This window comes from Pandoraea terrae (assembly GCF_902459695.1).
Lineage (GTDB): Bacteria > Pseudomonadota > Gammaproteobacteria > Burkholderiales > Burkholderiaceae > Pandoraea > Pandoraea terrae.
In genome coordinates this window covers 202356-218723 of record NZ_CABPRZ010000003.1, presented here as the reverse complement: position 1 = coordinate 218723, position 16368 = coordinate 202356, and the positions used below count along the sequence as shown (strand labels likewise).

The 16368-nt window shown below is 63.8% G+C and carries 13 protein-coding genes, 1 pseudogene and 1 riboswitch; of the genes and pseudogenes, 8 read left to right on the top strand and 6 right to left on the bottom strand.

Features of this window, described 5'->3' with window-relative positions:
- Positions 1-361: 361 nt before the first annotated feature.
- Positions 362-1072: a DoxX family protein gene (locus tag PTE30175_RS04805; protein ID WP_224788603.1), complete on the bottom strand. Its 711-nt coding sequence runs from the start codon at positions 1070-1072 to the stop codon at positions 362-364.
- 21 nt (positions 1073-1093) lie between these two features.
- On the opposite strand from PTE30175_RS04805, the gene PTE30175_RS04800 reads away from it, so the two are divergent.
- Complete coding sequence (locus PTE30175_RS04800) at positions 1094-1972, top strand: sulfurtransferase (protein WP_150695913.1); 879 nt, start codon at positions 1094-1096, stop codon at positions 1970-1972.
- Positions 1973-2014: 42 nt separating this feature from the next.
- Positions 2015-2932: a tRNA glutamyl-Q(34) synthetase GluQRS gene (gene gluQRS / locus PTE30175_RS04795; RefSeq protein WP_150696069.1), complete on the top strand. Its 918-nt coding sequence runs from the start codon at positions 2015-2017 to the stop codon at positions 2930-2932.
- A 10-nt stretch (positions 2933-2942) separates the two neighbouring features.
- Here the strand turns inward: gluQRS and PTE30175_RS04790 are convergent, their stop codons facing one another.
- Both PTE30175_RS04790 and PTE30175_RS04785 read right to left on the bottom strand, forming a co-directional pair.
- Positions 2943-4448, bottom strand: a complete 1506-nt coding sequence (locus tag PTE30175_RS04790; RefSeq protein WP_150695912.1) for a DEAD/DEAH box helicase — start codon at positions 4446-4448, stop codon at positions 2943-2945.
- 335 nt (positions 4449-4783) lie between these two features.
- Positions 4784-5851, bottom strand: a complete 1068-nt coding sequence (locus PTE30175_RS04785) for a bile acid:sodium symporter family protein (protein ID WP_150695911.1) — start codon at positions 5849-5851, stop codon at positions 4784-4786.
- 142 nt (positions 5852-5993) lie between these two features.
- Here PTE30175_RS04785 and PTE30175_RS04780 point away from each other — a divergent pair, with 142 nt between their 5' ends.
- Positions 5994-6923: a LysR family transcriptional regulator gene (locus PTE30175_RS04780; RefSeq protein ID WP_150695910.1), complete on the top strand. Its 930-nt coding sequence runs from the start codon at positions 5994-5996 to the stop codon at positions 6921-6923.
- Positions 6924-7101: 178 nt separating this feature from the next.
- Positions 7102-7395 (top strand): hypothetical protein, encoded by a 294-nt coding sequence (locus PTE30175_RS04775; protein ID WP_150695909.1) that lies wholly within the window; start codon positions 7102-7104, stop codon positions 7393-7395.
- A 17-nt stretch (positions 7396-7412) separates the two neighbouring features.
- Here PTE30175_RS04775 and PTE30175_RS04770 read toward each other — a convergent pair.
- Positions 7413-7607, bottom strand: a pseudogene (locus PTE30175_RS04770) (penicillin-binding transpeptidase domain-containing protein); the annotation flags it as partial.
- 85 nt (positions 7608-7692) lie between these two features.
- On the opposite strand from PTE30175_RS04770, the gene PTE30175_RS04765 reads away from it, so the two are divergent.
- A complete protein-coding gene (locus PTE30175_RS04765; protein WP_150695907.1) occupies positions 7693-9363 on the top strand; it encodes a hypothetical protein in 1671 nt (556 codons plus the stop codon).
- 13 nt (positions 9364-9376) lie between these two features.
- Here PTE30175_RS04765 and PTE30175_RS04760 read toward each other — a convergent pair whose 3' ends face one another.
- Complete coding sequence (locus PTE30175_RS04760; protein ID WP_150695906.1) at positions 9377-9832, bottom strand: carboxymuconolactone decarboxylase family protein; 456 nt, start codon at positions 9830-9832, stop codon at positions 9377-9379.
- Positions 9833-9945: 113 nt separating this feature from the next.
- Here PTE30175_RS04760 and pdxR point away from each other — a divergent pair, with 113 nt between their 5' ends.
- A complete protein-coding gene (pdxR, locus tag PTE30175_RS04755) occupies positions 9946-11421 on the top strand; it encodes a MocR-like pyridoxine biosynthesis transcription factor PdxR (protein ID WP_150695905.1) in 1476 nt (491 codons plus the stop codon).
- A gap of 137 nt (positions 11422-11558) precedes the next feature.
- A riboswitch (TPP riboswitch) is annotated at positions 11559-11656 on the top strand.
- Positions 11657-11729: 73 nt separating this feature from the next.
- A complete protein-coding gene (thiC, locus tag PTE30175_RS04750; protein ID WP_150695904.1) occupies positions 11730-13646 on the top strand; it encodes a phosphomethylpyrimidine synthase ThiC in 1917 nt (638 codons plus the stop codon).
- Between the two features lie 92 nt (positions 13647-13738).
- Here thiC and PTE30175_RS04745 read toward each other — a convergent pair whose 3' ends face one another.
- The gene (locus PTE30175_RS04745) at positions 13739-14446 is read right to left on the bottom strand and encodes a hypothetical protein (RefSeq protein WP_150695903.1); all 708 of its coding nucleotides are present in this window, start codon (positions 14444-14446) and stop codon (positions 13739-13741) included.
- 587 nt (positions 14447-15033) lie between these two features.
- Between PTE30175_RS04745 and paeA the strand changes: the two genes are divergently transcribed.
- Complete coding sequence (gene paeA, locus PTE30175_RS04740; protein ID WP_150696068.1) at positions 15034-16365, top strand: polyamine export protein PaeA; 1332 nt, start codon at positions 15034-15036, stop codon at positions 16363-16365.
- Positions 16366-16368 lie beyond the last annotated feature (3 nt).

Sequence of the window (16368 nt, the reverse complement as noted above, 5' to 3'; positions counted from 1 at the left end):
GCTGCAGGAAAATGCGATGTATCAAACGGCGCGTGCGCGGAAGCACTAAGCTACCAACGTGTGGCTACGAACCGAATGGAACACGGCGAGGATTGCGACAGAACATGCACGCATTGTTGATGGGCAATTGCAAGTGCTCGGTCGTCACGATCGTGGCGTAACGCATCGTGAGGGGCACGACGAGCGTAAGCGGGATCTCGCATCATGCCTATCGAAAATCGATCACTTATTTCTTGAATTGAACATCTTGTCGCGGCGATGGCGGAATCTATGAGCGCGCCATGCGAAGACGACTGCACGCTTCTTAGCTGGCTGCGGCGCAGGTAGCGATTGCTTCTTTGTGATCCGCTTATTGAGCGGTCTATAGGAATCGCTGTAAAGCCGGCCAACGTTTTGTCATGATCCGGTCGACGCCAAAGCGGCCGGCGCCGACGCACCATATCCAGAACGGCAGCAAGCCATAACGCACCTCGGGCAGGTAGAGAAACCAGTCGTACCAATCCGGCGGACCAAGACCGGCGGGGATCTTGTGAATGCCGTTCGAAAAAATCGCGACGCTGACGATCGTCACCAGAATGAGCGCGCTTGGCCTGGTCAACAAGCCCAGGCTGAGCAAGCCGCCGAATACAAACTCAAGCATGGCGACGAAAATCGCATTGAATTCCGGGAAGGGAATGCCGGCATGCCGCATGGTGTCGAGCATGGCGGCCTGGTTGGCCGGCACGAACAGTTTGTTGTAGCCGGAAATAGAGAAAAACAGTCCGACGTTGATGCGTGCAAACAGTAGCGGCAGCCAGCGTATGGACTGGCGCATCTGGACGAGGCGATAAATTAGAATCATACGGTCTCCGACAATAGAACAATGAACTGTGCCTGCTGTCACTGTCGTTGAGCGGAAGTAGACAGCCATCAACTGGCATGAGTTGCAGAGACCGGACGCATCATCGTCATTGGCAAGCGGCAGGCGTCCAGCGATGCGGCAGCTGTTGACCGATGGCGCCGACGCGCCGGGTTGGCAGCCTCGGACGCGGACAGAGCCGGCGCGATAGGCGATAATAGCGGTTTCTTGCATTCATTTCCGATTTCCGCCGCCATGTCCATCGTCAATATCGCTGCGTACAAGTTCGTCACGCTCGACGACATCGCGACGCTGCGCCCGCTGCTGCTCGCCCGCTGCCAGGCCCTTGAACTCAAGGGCACGATCCTGCTCGCCCCCGAGGGCATCAACCTGTTCCTCGCCGGCTCGCGCGACGCTATCGACGCCTTTCTGGCCGAACTGCGCGCCGACGCGCGCTTCTCCGATCTCCCGGTCAAGGAAAGCCTGTCCGAGTCACAACCGTTCCGCCGTATGCTGGTGCGCCAGAAGAAGGAAATCATCACGATGAAGATGCCGGTGATCAAGCCGGCAGACGGACGTGCGCCGGGCATCGATCCGGCCACGCTCAAGCGCTGGCTCGACGCCGGCGTCGACGATGCTGGCCGGCCGGTGGTCATGCTCGATACGCGTAACGACTTCGAGATCGACGTCGGCACGTTCGACAACGCCGTCGATTACCGCCTCACCCGGTTTTCGGAGTTCCCGGACGTCATCGCCGCGCATCGGGCCGATTTCGAGGACAAGACGATCGTCTCGTTCTGCACGGGCGGCATCCGCTGTGAGAAGGCCGTGATCCACATGCGCAATATCGGCATGGAACATACGTACCAGCTCGACGGCGGCATTCTCAAGTATTTCGAAGACGTGGGCGGCGCCCACTACCGGGGCGACTGCTTCGTGTTCGACTATCGCACCGCGCTCACGCCCGACCTGACACCCGCGGGCCCCGTGCAGTGCTTCGCCTGCCGCGCGGTGGTTTCGCCCGAAGCCCAGCAGGATCCGGCGTACGTGGTCGGCAAGCATTGCCCGGCATGTATCGGCGCTGACGGCCACGCCCGACCCAACGCCATCGACGCGCCGGCTGTCGCCGTCTGAGCGCGCCGGATGTCCGGCGCCGATTTCGCATCCGCCTACGCCATGCCGTCTCGCGCCTATCGCGGCCGCTTCGCTCCGTCGCCGACCGGGCCATTGCATCGCGGCTCGCTTGTCACGGCGCTGGCCAGTTGGCTCGACGCCCGCGCGCAGGAAGGCGTCTGGCTCATCCGCATGGAGGATCTCGATGGCCCGCGCTGCGTACCAGGCGCCGCCGAGGACATCTTGGCCACGCTCGCCGCTTTCGGGTTCACGTCCGACGAACCCGTCGTCTGGCAAAGCCGCCGGCATGATGCCTACGACAAGGCGCTCGCCGCACTCACCGCCAGCGGCCTCATCTACCCCTGCGGGTGCACGCGCCGCGAGATCGCCGATTCGCTCACGCGCGTGCACGCCCGCCACAGCACGCTCGCCTATCCCGGGACATGCCGCGCCGGCCTGCATGGCAAGCCGGCGCGCGCTTGGCGGCTACGCGTGCCCGACGGGACGCCGGCCGTCATCCGGTTCGAGGATCGCTGGCAAGGTGCGCAGGTACAGGATCTGGCGAAGGAAGTCGGGGATTTCGTGCTCAAACGTGCAGACGGCCAATGGGCTTATCAATTGGCCGTCGTGGTCGACGATGCCGAATCGGGAATCACGGACATCGTGCGCGGCGCGGATCTGCTCGACTCCACCGCCCGCCAGATTTACCTGCAACGATGTCTGGATGTGCCGGCGCCGCGCTATTTGCATGTGCCGCTGGTCGTCGCAAGTGACGGCGAGAAGTTGAGCAAACAGAACGGTGCGCAACCGTTGACGGTCGCGACGCCGGAAGCGCGCCTGGGGGAATTGCGATGGGCAGCCCGCCACCTGGGGTTGCCGCAAGGCCTCGACGACCTTACGACGGTTGAAAGCTTCCTTGCGGCCGCCGTCGGCGCATGGCGCGCCACGCGGCTGTCACCGGCGAGCAAGCGGCCCGCCTGAAAGCGACTGCCTAGCCGCCAGCCTTGCGCGGAAAGCCCATCAACAGTGCCGCGACCTGGCGCTTGGGCGCTTTTTCCGGCAGTCCGCCGAAGGCTGTCGGCGACGCTTCGCCCGCTCGCGCGCCATGGCCGTTGCCAGTGGCATCGCTCGTCACCGAAGGTTCGTACGGCTTATAGAAGAACTCGTCCTCCGGACGCACACGACGCGGCGTCGACGAGGCCGCGCTACGCGTGCGGAAGCCTTCGTGACGGCCACTGCCGCGTTCGCTGCGCTCATGGCGCTCGCCACGCTCCTCGCGGCCATAGCGTTGCTCACTGCCACGGTCATCACGCGAACGGCTGCGGCTGGCGCTGCGCTCAAGCACGAGTTCGCCCCGCTTCAATTCACGCTTGATGAGCTTCTCGATTTCGACGAGATGCTTGCGTTCATCCGGCGCGCAAAGCGAAATGGCTTCGCCCGATGCACCGGCGCGGCCCGTACGGCCGATGCGGTGCACGTAATCTTCCGGGTTATACGGCAGATCGTAGTTGATCACGCCCGGCAGATCCGAAATATCGAGGCCGCGCGCCGCCACATCGGTGGCCACCAGCGCCTGGATGCCGCCCTGCTTGAACGCTTCGAGCGCCTGCATGCGCTCGCTTTGCGACTTGTCGCCGTGAATCGCAGCAGTCACTACGCCGTCACGCTCGAGCTGTCGCGCGAGGCGGCTGGCGCCGATCTTGCTGTTGACGAACACGATCACCTGCTTCAGGTCGCGTTCGCTGAGAATCTGTACCACCGCAGCGCGCTTGTCGTCTTCATCCACTTCGTACACGACTTGCTCGACCTTATCGGCCGTGGCATTGCGGCGGGCGACTTCGATCGTGAGCGGATCGTTCAGATAACTCGACGCCAGCTTCTTGATGTCGTTCGAGAACGTGGCGGAGAACAGCAGCGTCTGACGCGCCTTCGGCAGCAAATTCAGAATGCGCTGAAGGTCCGGCAGGAAGCCCATGTCCAGCATGCGGTCGGCTTCGTCGAGCACCAGCATCTTGACCTGCCCCAGATTCACCGATTTTTGCTGGACATGGTCCAGCAGGCGGCCCGGGGTGGCGATCAGGATCTCGACGCCACGGCGTAGCGCATCGGTCTGGGGATTCATGTCGACGCCGCCGAACACGACGGTATTGCGCAGCGGCGTGTGCTTGGCATACGCGCGCACGTTGTCGGCCACCTGATCGGCCAGTTCGCGCGTCGGGGTGAGAATCAGTGCACGCACCGGATGGCGCGCCGGAGACGCGCTCGTATTGGCGTCGGGCAACAGCCGTTGAATAATCGGCAGCGAGAAACTTGCGGTCTTGCCCGTACCGGTTTGCGCCGCCCCCATCACATCGCGGCCGGCCAGCACCACGGGGATGGCCTGCGCCTGAATCGGCGTGGGCGTCGTGTAACCTTGTTCGGTGATGGCGCGCAGGATGTCCGCATGCAGCCCGAAGCTGTCGAAGCCGGGGGTGGGAACAGCATTCACATCAGCCATGATGAACGGACATCTCTTTAAAAAAACGGGGAACGGCGTGCGGCCAATCCGCACCATGCTCACTCGCGAAGATTATTCGGGGGCGCAACTGCGCCACTCTCACGGGGCTGGCGCAGCCGGACGTTCCACGTCGCGCGCCGGGGTGACCTGGGAGGTCTATAAGAAGCGAAACAACCCGAATTCTAGCACCTTGACGAGTCCGACGTGTGACAGCGAAGCCGCACCGGGCCAAGATTGTCAAGTTTTCAGGGCAATTTCGCGCAAAATCCGGGAGGATTTCGAACGATCGGCCACAGGTGCCGCCGAGGTGACGCCCTCGCGCACCCGCCCCGGGGTCAGCGCCCGGCACCGGCCTTGGCGTCGTTGCCCGATCCCGCCGTGGCGTGTCCCGCCGGCTTGCCGCCCTGCACCGGGCCGAGATTGGCCAGCGCCGCGCGCTGCTGGTTGGCGTAGCGTCGCGCCAACACGGCGCACACCATGAGCTGCATCTGATGAAACAGCATCAGCGGCAGCACGATCGCGCCGAGCGGGCCGCCCGCGAAAAGCACCTTTGCCATCGGAATGCCCGAGGCCAGGCTCTTCTTTGAGCCGCAGAACACGATCGTGATCTGGTCCTCCCGCGAGAAACCGAACCAGCGCGACGCGAACGTCGTGAACATCAGCATGATCCCAAGGATCACCGCGCACGCCACCAGCAGGCCGCCGAGGGCAAGCAGCGGAATCTGGTGCCACAGACCGGTATTCACCGCCTTGCTGAAGGCGGTATAGACCACCAGCAGGATCGAGCCCTGATCGACGATCTTGAGCAGCGCGCGATGGCGCTCGACCCATGCACCAATGGCGCGCCGGGCAATCTGGCCGGCGACGAACGGCACCAGCAACTGCAGCATGATGTTGCCGATGGAGTCGAACGGCGACACACCGGTGTTGCCGTCGTGATGGACGACGACGAGGCCGACCAGCACCGGCGTCAGGAAGATGCCGAAAAGGCTCGATGCCGACGCGCTGCACACCGCGGCAGGCACGTTGCCGCGCGCGATCGACGTGAATGCGATGGCAGACTGGACCGTGGCCGGCAACGTGCACAGGAACAGGACGCCCAGATACAGCTCCGGCGTCACCAGCCACGACAGGACCGGCTTGAACGCCACGCCGACGAGCGGGAACACGGCAAACGTCGACGCGAAGACGAGCAAATGCAGCCGCCAATGGGTCGCCCCGGCGAGGATCGCCTCGCGCGACAACTTCGCCCCGTGCAGGAAAAACAACGCCGCGATGGCGAAGTTCGTCAGCAGGTTGAACGCGATTGCGCCTTCGCCGTGCACGGGCAACAAGCTCGCCAGCACGACGGTCGCGACAAGCATCAGCGTGAAGTTATCGGGCAAAAAACGCGGTCGGGCCATCACAGTCTCGGAGGGTTCACAAAAACGACAAAGCCCGGTCGGTCGCAGGACGCGCTCGGGCTTGTGCGGGTTTGTACGTATTAAAGCGCAAGACCAGTTAAAATACAAATTCATTTAAAAAATTAATTCATACGGAACGCGCATGAATATCTCGCTGCGCCAGCTCAAGGTGTTCCTCGCCGTCGCCGAACACGGCAGTTTCAGCCGCGCCGGCGAGGACATCGGCCTGACCCAGCCGGCCGTGAGCCGCTGTATCCGTGAGCTCGAGCAAGAACTCGGGCTCAAGCTGGTCGACCGCACCACGCGCGAAGTCACCCTGACCGAAGTGGGCGCCAGCTTGTCGGCCACGCTGGCTCGCGTCCTCGACGAACTCGAAAGCGCACTGCGCGACACGCACGGGCTGGCGGAGGAGCGGCGCGGCCGCGTGCGCGTGGCCAGCGCGCCGACCATCTCCGCCAACCTGATGCCCGAGTGCATCTCGCAATGCGCCACCCGCTACCCGGACATCACGCTCATGCTGCGTGATCAGGTGCAGACGCTTGCGGTGGACAGCGTTCGGCACGGCGAGGTTGACTTCGGTGTCGTCGTGTCCGCCGAGGGTATCGACGATCTCGTCTGCGAAGCAATCATGGTCGAGCCGTTCCTGGTCGTCTGCCCGCGCCGCCACCGTTTCGCGAAGCAAAAGCAGGTCACGTGGGCCGAACTCAACGGAGAAAAGCTCGTGCTGCTCGACTACGCGTCGGGCAGCCGGCCGCTCATCGATCGCGCGCTCGCCGAACATGGCGCCTATTGCCAGGTCGCCCAGGAAGTCGGCCATGCGATCACCGTGTTTCGCATGGTCGAAGCCGGCATCGGGATCAGCATCATGCCGGCGCTGGCGCTGCCGGCGCTGCCCGGTCCCGGTGTGCAAGGCGATGGCGCCTCGCTCGTCGCACTGCCGCTGGTGCCACAACTCGACCGCACCATCGTGCTGGTGCGCCGCAAGAACCGCACGCTGTCGCCGGCCGCGCAGACCGTCTGGGAATTGATTCAGCAGATTACACAACACACGTCGCACGCGTTGCGAGCCTGATTTCGGGACGCGATGTCAGTGAGCGTTTGCTACAATTAATTTCCCGCGTCGACCGATGCTGGCCCACGGAATCCGTGGGCGCGTCGCGTGTGTCTTTGACCTCGACGCCATGCCCGCATGATGCGGGCATTCTGTTTTTCTGCCCGTCGTGCACGGGCTTGGTGCAGCGGCAGGCGTCATGGATTTGGTCATCAAATATTTCAATCCGCTGTGGCTTTTTCAAGCCGCGGCCGATCTGACATTCTGGCAGCGTCATCAACTTGACGCGCGCATGCGCGTAGTCAGCCGCTTCCTGTGGCGCTATGTCCTGCGGTGGAGCGCGGTCACTGCCATCCTGCTCGTGCCGGCGGCATCGCTCGCGCATGGTCTGGCGGCCTTCGGTTTTGCGCTTGCCGGCGCCTTGTCGGCGAGCGTCACCGTCATCATGGCCGCGCTCGCCCTCGGCTGCCTGATCGGCTCGCGATTGCGCTGACGCCCGACAATCAACTGTCAACTGCCCAGCAGCTTCAAGTCGCGCAGCACCGCGCGCGCGATCCGCAAGCGTTTCGGCGCATCCGCCATCGTCGACATGTCGATGTTGAGCGCCATGGCCGTGAGATTGCCGTCACGCTCGATCCAGGCCACCCACCAGCCGACACCCGGCTTGCTGCCGTCGTACCAACCGGTCTTGCCATGCAGGATATACGTCATCGACTGCTCGACGTACCGTAACGGACGTAACCGCCGTATCATTTCGCACGACGATCCCGCCAACACGCCCTTGCGCCCGATGACCGACCTGCCGCCTGACGTCCAGACGAACACCGCCGACGCGGCGACGATGCCTTTGCCGGTTCGTATCGACAATCCACAAAGCGTGGCCGGCGCGGCGGCGCGCTATCAAAGTCTCTGGCTACTGGTTCGTCTCTATTACGCTGCGCGCTTCGAACAAGCGACGGTGCCGTTGTCTGCCGTCAAGGCCCGTTTCGCCGACACAGCCGACGTTCGCATGATGATCAGCCGCGCCTACGCCGATTTCGCACGCTGGGGCATCGCGGCAGGATGGGGAAACGACACAGGCATCGACGTGCGCCTGCTTCCCACGCGCGGCCGCGGGCGCGGACCGTTCTGGCTCGGTGCGGAGGACGTGCAGCGCGTGCGCGTGCTGATCGGCGGCGACAGCGATGCGCACCGCGCCGACCGCTCGATGCTCGCTGCGTTCCTCGGACTGCCGCCCGATGCGCCGCTGCCGTCGGATACACCGGCGCTCGATTACGTCATGCAGGACATCGCGTTCTGGCATCACGTCACGCTCGGCAAGCGCGACATGCAGGATGGGGTGTTCTTCGCGCCGCAGGCGCCGGGCGGCGCAGCGGGAACCGCGCGCAACCGGCGTGTCGGGGCGATTCCGTCATTTCACGCAGCGCAGGTGTGCGCTATCGACGACGTCCAGCGCGGCATCGCATTGCTCGCGGAAACGATGGTCTGGCGGCGTGCAGGCGACCTGCCTCGCGCGCACCGCGCACTCGACGTGCTCGCCAAGACACTCGGTCACAGCGCCAACGCATCGCCGACACTGCGGGCGATGCACCGCGTAGCGCAAGCCTGGCAAGCGTACGCGGTGCGCGACGAGGCCGGCGCGCTGGGCCATTTGCGCCGCATCAGAGAAGACGCCTCGCTCGCGCCCATCCTCGTCTACAACCCGCGTATCCGTTTCGAGAGCAGCAATCTGCAGGCGTTGCTGCATAAGGCGCGCGCCGCGCGCGAGGGCCCGTCGCACGAACGTGCGCCGGCCGCAGCGGCGGCGCTCGCGGCGTTCTCCGATGCACTTCAGGCTGCCTTCGAAGCCGACTCCATCGAGTCGGCGCAGCACGTCGCGGCGAACATCGGCCTGTCGCTATGGTTGTTCTGGCAAGGCGGCCTGATCGACCCGCAACGCCTATGGGCCGGTGCTGACGTGCAACGGCAGGCCCTGCGTTGGATCGGGCTGTCGGAATGGATTTGCGACCGGTTCGGCGTGGGCGGAAACTCCGTCTGGAATACCGTGTTCCTGCTGCGGATCGCACGGGGCGCCGCGCCGGTACGGCGCGATCCCGATCTTGCGACCTTGCGGGCCTCGACGCCGCTGGCCGTCGAAGCGTTCCTGGAAGCGGTGCAGCCATTTGGCGCACCTTTCTCGCGCGCAAAGGGATTTGCGCGCTGGACCGACGTGATTGCCAATGCGCTGTCCGATCATGAGGACGGCCGCGTGCGCTTCGAACCGTTGCAACTCGCCAATCTCTGGTTCGAGATGCTATGGTTCGCGCTGCATCAGGACGGCGACTCGCCGCAGGCGATGCAGGCGGCGCGGCGGCTCGGACGTGTCCTGCCGGCGTTACCGCCGCCCGATCGGCGCTTCTTCCGTGACGTCTTGCGTCTTGTGCCGCGCGAGTTCCAGCGCGAAGTGCGGCAAGCGCGCTAAAGTGGGACGAGCGCTACCGAACGCCCGCCGGCGTGTCCGGCAGCGGCACGCGAAACGCCACCGCAAGCCGGTTCCATGCGTTGATCGTCGCGATCGCATACGTGAGGTCGGCGATCTGACGCTCGTCGAAATGCGGCTTCAGCCCCTCGAAGACATGATCCGGCACATGGCCGTCCTGCACATTCGTGACGGCCTCGGTCCAGGCCAGTGCCGCACGCTCGGCAGGTGAGTACAGGTTCGCCTCGCGCCACGCGGCGATCAGATGCAGACGGCGCGGTGCCTCGCCGAGCTTCAGTGCGTCCGCGACATGCATGTCGGTGCAGTACGCACAGCCGTTCAGTTGCGACGCGCGCAGCCACACAAGTTCAAGCAGGCCGCCTGGGAAGCCGCAATCGTGAAAATACCTGCTCAGCGTGCTCAAATGCTCAAAGGGACGGGGCGAAGCTTTGATGTAATTCAGACGTTGCATCGAGAAATCCTCCAGTGGGAACAGTCATCAACGTTCGTCGCATGACGATGGTGCGACGATACGCGCCGCTTGTCTCATTCAAAAGGGCCAAAAATCGATAGAATGAGTAGGCCATGAAAACCACCTCCCTCGATCTTGCCGATCTGACGCTGCCCGCCGGGGCGACCGCGCCCGCTTATCGCGTGCTTTATGAACGCATCCGCAACGGCATTCTCTCCGGCAAGCTCGCACCGGCCTCCCGCCTGCCGTCCACGCGAGCGTTGGCGAGTGAGCTGGGAATGGCGCGCGGCACGGTGGAAGCCGCGTACGAGTTGCTCGTCTCGGAAGGTTTCCTGATCGGACGAGGCGCGGCGGGCAGCCACGTCAATCCGCAGCTCGCCGAGCCACGCAAGCGGCCGCCTGCGGGCGTGGCCACGGCGGCGGCCCAGTCCCCCGTGCCGGCGCGTGAATCGACCGCTCTGATCCCGGTGGGTGCGGATGGCGCGCCGCTGCCGATGCAAGGCGGCATGCCGGCCTTCGACGCCTTCCCGCGCAAGCTGTGGGCGCGGCTGGCCGCGCGTCATGCGCGTCATTTGCCGACCACAGCGCTTAACTATCAGGACCCGGCAGGCTGGATGCCGCTGCGCGAGGGCATTGCCAACTACCTCGGCATCGCGCGCGGCATTCGTTGCGATCCCGGGCAGATCATCGTCACGGCGGGGTTCCAGGGGGCATTGAGCCTGGCCGCGCGTGTCCTGCTCCAGCCCGGCGACGCCGTCTGGTGCGAAGACCCCGGTTATTTTCATGCACATGACGGCCTGCGCCTGGCCGGCGCCAACCTGGTGCCGGTGCCTGTCGACGCGCAGGGCCTCGATGTCAGCGCCGGCGAAATGCGCTCGCCCCGTGCGCGCATGGCCGTTGTCACCCCGTCGCACCAGGCGCCCATGTCGGTGGCGCTGCCATTGGCACGCCGCCTCGCACTGCTGTCCTGGGCGCAGATGCAGGGGGCGTGGATTGTCGAGGACGATTACGACAGCGAATTCCGCTACACGGGCGCGCCGCTGCCCGCCCTCAAGAGCCTGGATGGCGGGGAGCGCGTGCTGTACATCGGTTCGTTCAGCAAGGTCCTGTTTCCCGGACTGCGGCTCGGCTACATGGTCGTGCCGCCCGCGTTGTGCGATTCGTTTCTTGCCGCGAACGCCGTCACCTGGCCCGCGCAGGGCTGGCTCGAACAGGCGACGGTCGCGGAATTCATCGAACAGGGCCACTTCAGCCGCCACATCAAACGCATGCGCCAGTTGTACGGCGAACGGCGCGCCGCGCTCGCACAGGCGCTTGCGCGCCATCTGGGCGGGCGGGTCGACGTCGCCGCGCAAGCCGGGGGCATGCATCTGCTCGGCTGGCTCGGCAAGGACGACGACGACGTCGCATGCGCAGCCGCCGCCCGCCGGCGAGGCCTCGCGCCGGCGCCACTGTCGCACTGGCGCATCGCGCGCGAGATGCCGCCCGCGCTCGTCATGAGCTTCACGAATGTGTCCCCCGAGGCGGCCGACGGCGTCACGCAACGGCTTGCCGCCGCCATCGCAGAGGCGTCGGGACGCGGCCGATAGCTTCCGAAAGCGCTCTGAAACCTTGCCGGATGCTGCTCCGCACCATCCCGAGGCCGGGTTTTCGCGCGTCGTGGTTTGCATTTTTCGGGACAACCCGCGCTTGTGCTGGCCCCGTTTCTCGGTGTATCGTTGCCGCAAAGCTAGCGCAGGGGTCCTGCAACAACGTTGCGGGTGAGACATACCCTTAGAACCTGATCTGGATAATGCCAGCGCAGGGAGCGTAGATGTTCCTCGCCCCCCGTTCATGCCCCTGCTCCGCTTTGCGCCGAATCGTCGGCGTCAATACGTGCCAGCCAGGAGACACCCGCATGAACGCAAATCCGAAGTTCCTCTCAGCCAACGCGCGCGTGGATGAAGCCGCGATCGCACCGCTGCCGAATTCCCGCAAGATCTACGTCGAAGGTTCGAGCCCTGACATTCAGGTGCCGATGCGCGAGATCTCGCAATCCGACACGCCGTCGAGCTTCGGTGGCGAGAAGAATCCGCCGATTTTCGTCTACGACACTTCGGGCCCGTACACCGATCCGAACGCCAAGATCGATATCCGTTCGGGCCTGCCGGCGCTGCGCGCCAAATGGATCGACGACCGCAATGACACCGAAGCGCTGCCGGGGCTGTCGTCGGCGTTCGGCCGTGAGCGCGCCGCCGATACGAAGACTGCCGAGCTGCGTTTCCCGGGTCTGCACCGCACCCCGCGCCGCGCCAAGGCCGGCAAGAACGTCACGCAGATGCACTATGCGCGCCAAGGCATCATCACGCCCGAGATGGAATACATCTCGATTCGTGAAAACCTGCGCCGCGAGGCATACATCGAGAGCCTGCGCCACGCCGGCCCGCAAGGCGAGCGTCTGGCGAAGCTGATGTCGCGCCAGCACCCGGGGCAGCATTTCGGCGCGAGCATCCCCGCCGAGATCACGCCGGAGTTCGTCCGCTCGGAGATTGCGCGCGGCCGCGCCATCATCCCGAACAACATCAACCACCCGGAATCGGAGCCGATGATCATCGGCCGCAACTTCCTCGTGAAGATCAACGCGAACATCGGCAACTCGGCCGTGACGTCGTCGATCGGCGAAGAAGTCGACAAGATGACGTGGGCCATCCGCTGGGGCGGCGACACGGTCATGGATCTGTCGACCGGCAAGCACATTCACGAAACGCGCGAATGGATCATCCGCAACAGCCCGGTGCCGATCGGCACGGTGCCGATCTACCAGGCGCTCGAGAAGGTCAACGGCAAGGCTGAAGAGCTGACGTGGGACATGTTCCGCGACACGCTGATCGAACAGGCCGAACAGGGCGTCGACTATTTCACGATCCACGCAGGCGTGCGCCTGCCCTACGTGCCGATGACCGCCAACCGCATGACGGGCATCGTGAGCCGCGGCGGCTCGATCATGGCGAAGTGGTGCCTTGCACACCATCAGGAAAGCTTCCTGTACACGCACTTCGAAGAAATCTGCGAAATCATGAAGGCCTACGATGTCGCCTTCTCGCTCGGCGACGGCCTGCGTCCCGGCTCGATCTACGATGCCAACGACGAAGCACAACTGTCGGAGTTGAAGACGCTGGGCGAACTGACGCAAGTCGCGTGGAAGCACGACGTGCAAGTCATGATCGAAGGCCCGGGCCACGTGCCGATGCAGCTGATCAAGGAAAACATGGATCTGCAGCTCGAGTACTGCGACGAAGCCCCGTTCTACACGCTCGGACCGCTGACGACCGATATCGCGCCGGGCTACGACCACATCACGTCGGGCATCGGTGCGGCCACGATCGGCTGGTACGGCACCGCGATGCTGTGTTACGTCACGCCGAAGGAACACCTGGGCTTGCCGAACAAGGACGACGTGAAGGAAGGCATCATCACGTACAAGCTGGCCGCCCACGCAGCCGACCTCGCCAAGGGGCATCCGGGTGCGCAGATTCGCGACAACGCGCTGTCGAAGGCGCGTTTCGAGTTCCGCTGGGAAGACCAGTTCAATCTCGGTCTCGATCCGGACAAGGCACGCGAGTTCCATGACGAAACGTTGCCGAAAGACTCCGCGAAGGTGGCTCACTTCTGCTCGATGTGCGGCCCTCACTTCTGCTCGATGAAGATCACCCAGGACGTGCGCGACTACGCAGCCAAGCAAGGGCTCACCGACGAAGCCGCACTCAAGCAAGGTATGGAAGTCAAGGCGATCGAGTTCGTGAAGAGCGGCGCCGAGATTTATCAGCGCACTTGACGCGGCCTGTTCCCCGCCGGCAACGGCGCCCCCGGTCGTGGCCGGACACCGGGCGCTGGGCGGGGGCGCTGTTGCGCGGCGCTGTATGCCGTTTATCCTTGCCGCGGGGTATTCATTTGGTAAGGTCGCAGATCGCGCTTTAGCAGCCGCACAGCGCGATCAGGCGACGCACCGGGATATGCGCACGCGGCGATGGCGCGCACCCTTGCGTTTGGCGGATTTGGGACGCGCGCATGCTGGATCACCTCCCAGAAAGGCATGTCCCAATGGCGCCCCATCACCGCTTGAATTCCGAGGGCCAGACGCGCCCAGTCAAGTGAGCCAATGATCCAGTCGTCAGGCGTATCAAGACGCGCGACCGTCAACACGACGGGGGATCCCCAGTTCGCAAACTTCAATTGCACGAACCACTTGGCAGCCTCCGGCGACATCGCCCCCTCACTGGCGAGGCAAAAATTTTCCGCCAATGTGTCAAGAACGCGGCCGATATTTTGGCCATCCCGGCATGCATTCATGAGGACGTTAGTGGGCACACGTAACTCGGGATGATTGGCGAACATCAGGTCGAGATCATCGAAGGCATCACGCATCAACCGGTACCGGGTGGTCGTCCACGAGAATTCGCACTGCTGCGGACCCCCTTGTACGGCACGCCAGGCGAGACGATCGTCGGCGGCAGACGGTTCGCTCAGGTAAATCGGATGCGCAGAAAATCCCGGCGCGCCGCTCTTCGGCCGGTCCGTTCGCGCGTAGCAGGCGTGCAGAGCGATTAACGCATCGATCGAATCGGAGACATCCATCGGAGCGTCGAGTTGCCCCAGCCATTGCGAGACAACGGCGCGGGCCAGTTGACCCACCCGGGAAAGGGCATCGGCGAACTCGCCACCGATACGCATGACGACCGAGTCAGCGGCGTCGGTCCTGGTCGCGGGAAGCCCTGCCCCGTGCGTTTGGCTGATATGCGTCATGTTCGAAATCCAGTTGGCATTTACGATGGCGGCAAGACGTGCCGGCACCATTCGCCACCATGCATTCGGGCCTTCGGCATTGCTATCGAAACTGTTCCGGCCTGTGCGCTGCACCGGCCTGCGCAGACCCGATACGACGCGTGCAGACGCTGCCGGCCGGCGCGCCCGGGCAAGCGGCCCAGGGGGTGCCATCGGCAAAATCCGGAAGTTGTGGCATGCTTGATAGATGTGGCGCAACTTTGGGCGCCTGCGCCGTGGTGTTTGCGCTCGGCGTATCGGGAAGCCATCTCAAAATGACGCGTCCTTCACCGGTCCCGGCCTTGTTTTGAAATAGCCTCCCCGCGTAGCGCCGGCCCTGCCTGTGCATACACGCTACCCCATGCTGCCCACGCCCGAAACGATCACGACCAGGTGAAATGATGAGTGGATACAGCTTCCTGTTTATCCTCGTACTGCTATTGCTGACGAGTGCATTCTTCTCAGCCGCAGAGATTGCATTGACGGCGTCGAAGAAGACGAAATTGCAGGTGTTGCTCGACAAGGGGGAGCCTCGCGCGGTGAAGGTGATGGCGCTCAAGGAGCAGCCCGGCACCTTCTTCACGGTCGTGCAGATCGGCGTCAATGCGGTCGCCGTGTTGGGCGGCGTGCTCGGCGAGAGTTTCCTGAACGGATACCTGGCCGATCTCCTGCGGCCGTTGGCCGACCCCACGCTGGCGCAGCGGCTGGCCAGCGTCGGATCGTTTCTGATCATCACGATCGCCTTCATCCAGTTTGCCGATCTGATTCCCAAGCGTCTCGCGATGGTCAACCCTGAACGCGTCGCGATCGGCATCGCCGATCCGATGCTGGTGTGCGTGCGCGCGCTGCGCCCGCTCGTGTATCTGTTCAACGGCCTCGCCAACCTGTTCCTGCGTCTGTTCAAGCTGCCGACGCACTCGATCGAGCTCATCACATCCGAAGACATTGCCGCCATGGTCGGCGCCGGTGCCGAGGCAGGTGTGCTGCGCAAGCAGGAACTGCATCTGATCGAGAACGTCTTCGAGCTGGAGTCCCGTACGGTGGCCTCGGTCATGACGTATCGTGACGAGGTGGTCTATTTCACGATTGCCGAGGACGAGCGCAGCATCCGTCAGAAAATTACGGAGAGCCCGCATTCGAAGTATCTGGTTTGCCGCGAGGACATTGACAACGTCCTCGGCTACGTCGATTCGAAAGACTTGCTCCAACGGATCGCCAGCGAGGATCTGTCCAGTGTCATCCGAAGCCTCGACAGGTTGTACGCCAAGAAGCTGCTGGTCATTCCGGACACGCTGAATTTGTCCGAAGCGCTGGCGCGCTTCAAGGAGGCGCGCGACAGCTTCGCCGTTATCATCAACGAATACGGCATGGTCGTCGGTGTGGTCACGCTCAACGATATCGTCGGTGCGCTGATGGGCAATGTGGTGCATCCGAGCGATGACGACCAGATCGTGCGGCGCGATGAAACGTCATGGCTCGTGGACGGCGTGACGCCCATCGAAGACGTCAAGAAGGTGCTCGACATCGACGAACTTCCAGGCGACGGCGAATATGAGACGATCGCCGGCTTCATGATCTACCAGCTCAAGCGCATTCCCAAGAAATCCGAAGCAACAGAGGCGAGCGGCTACAAGTTCGAAGTTGTCGATATCGACAACTACAAGGTCGATCAGTTGCTCGTGACGCGGCTCAATTCTTCTGCCACCAGTACCACAGCACCGGCGCAGCCGTAAGCC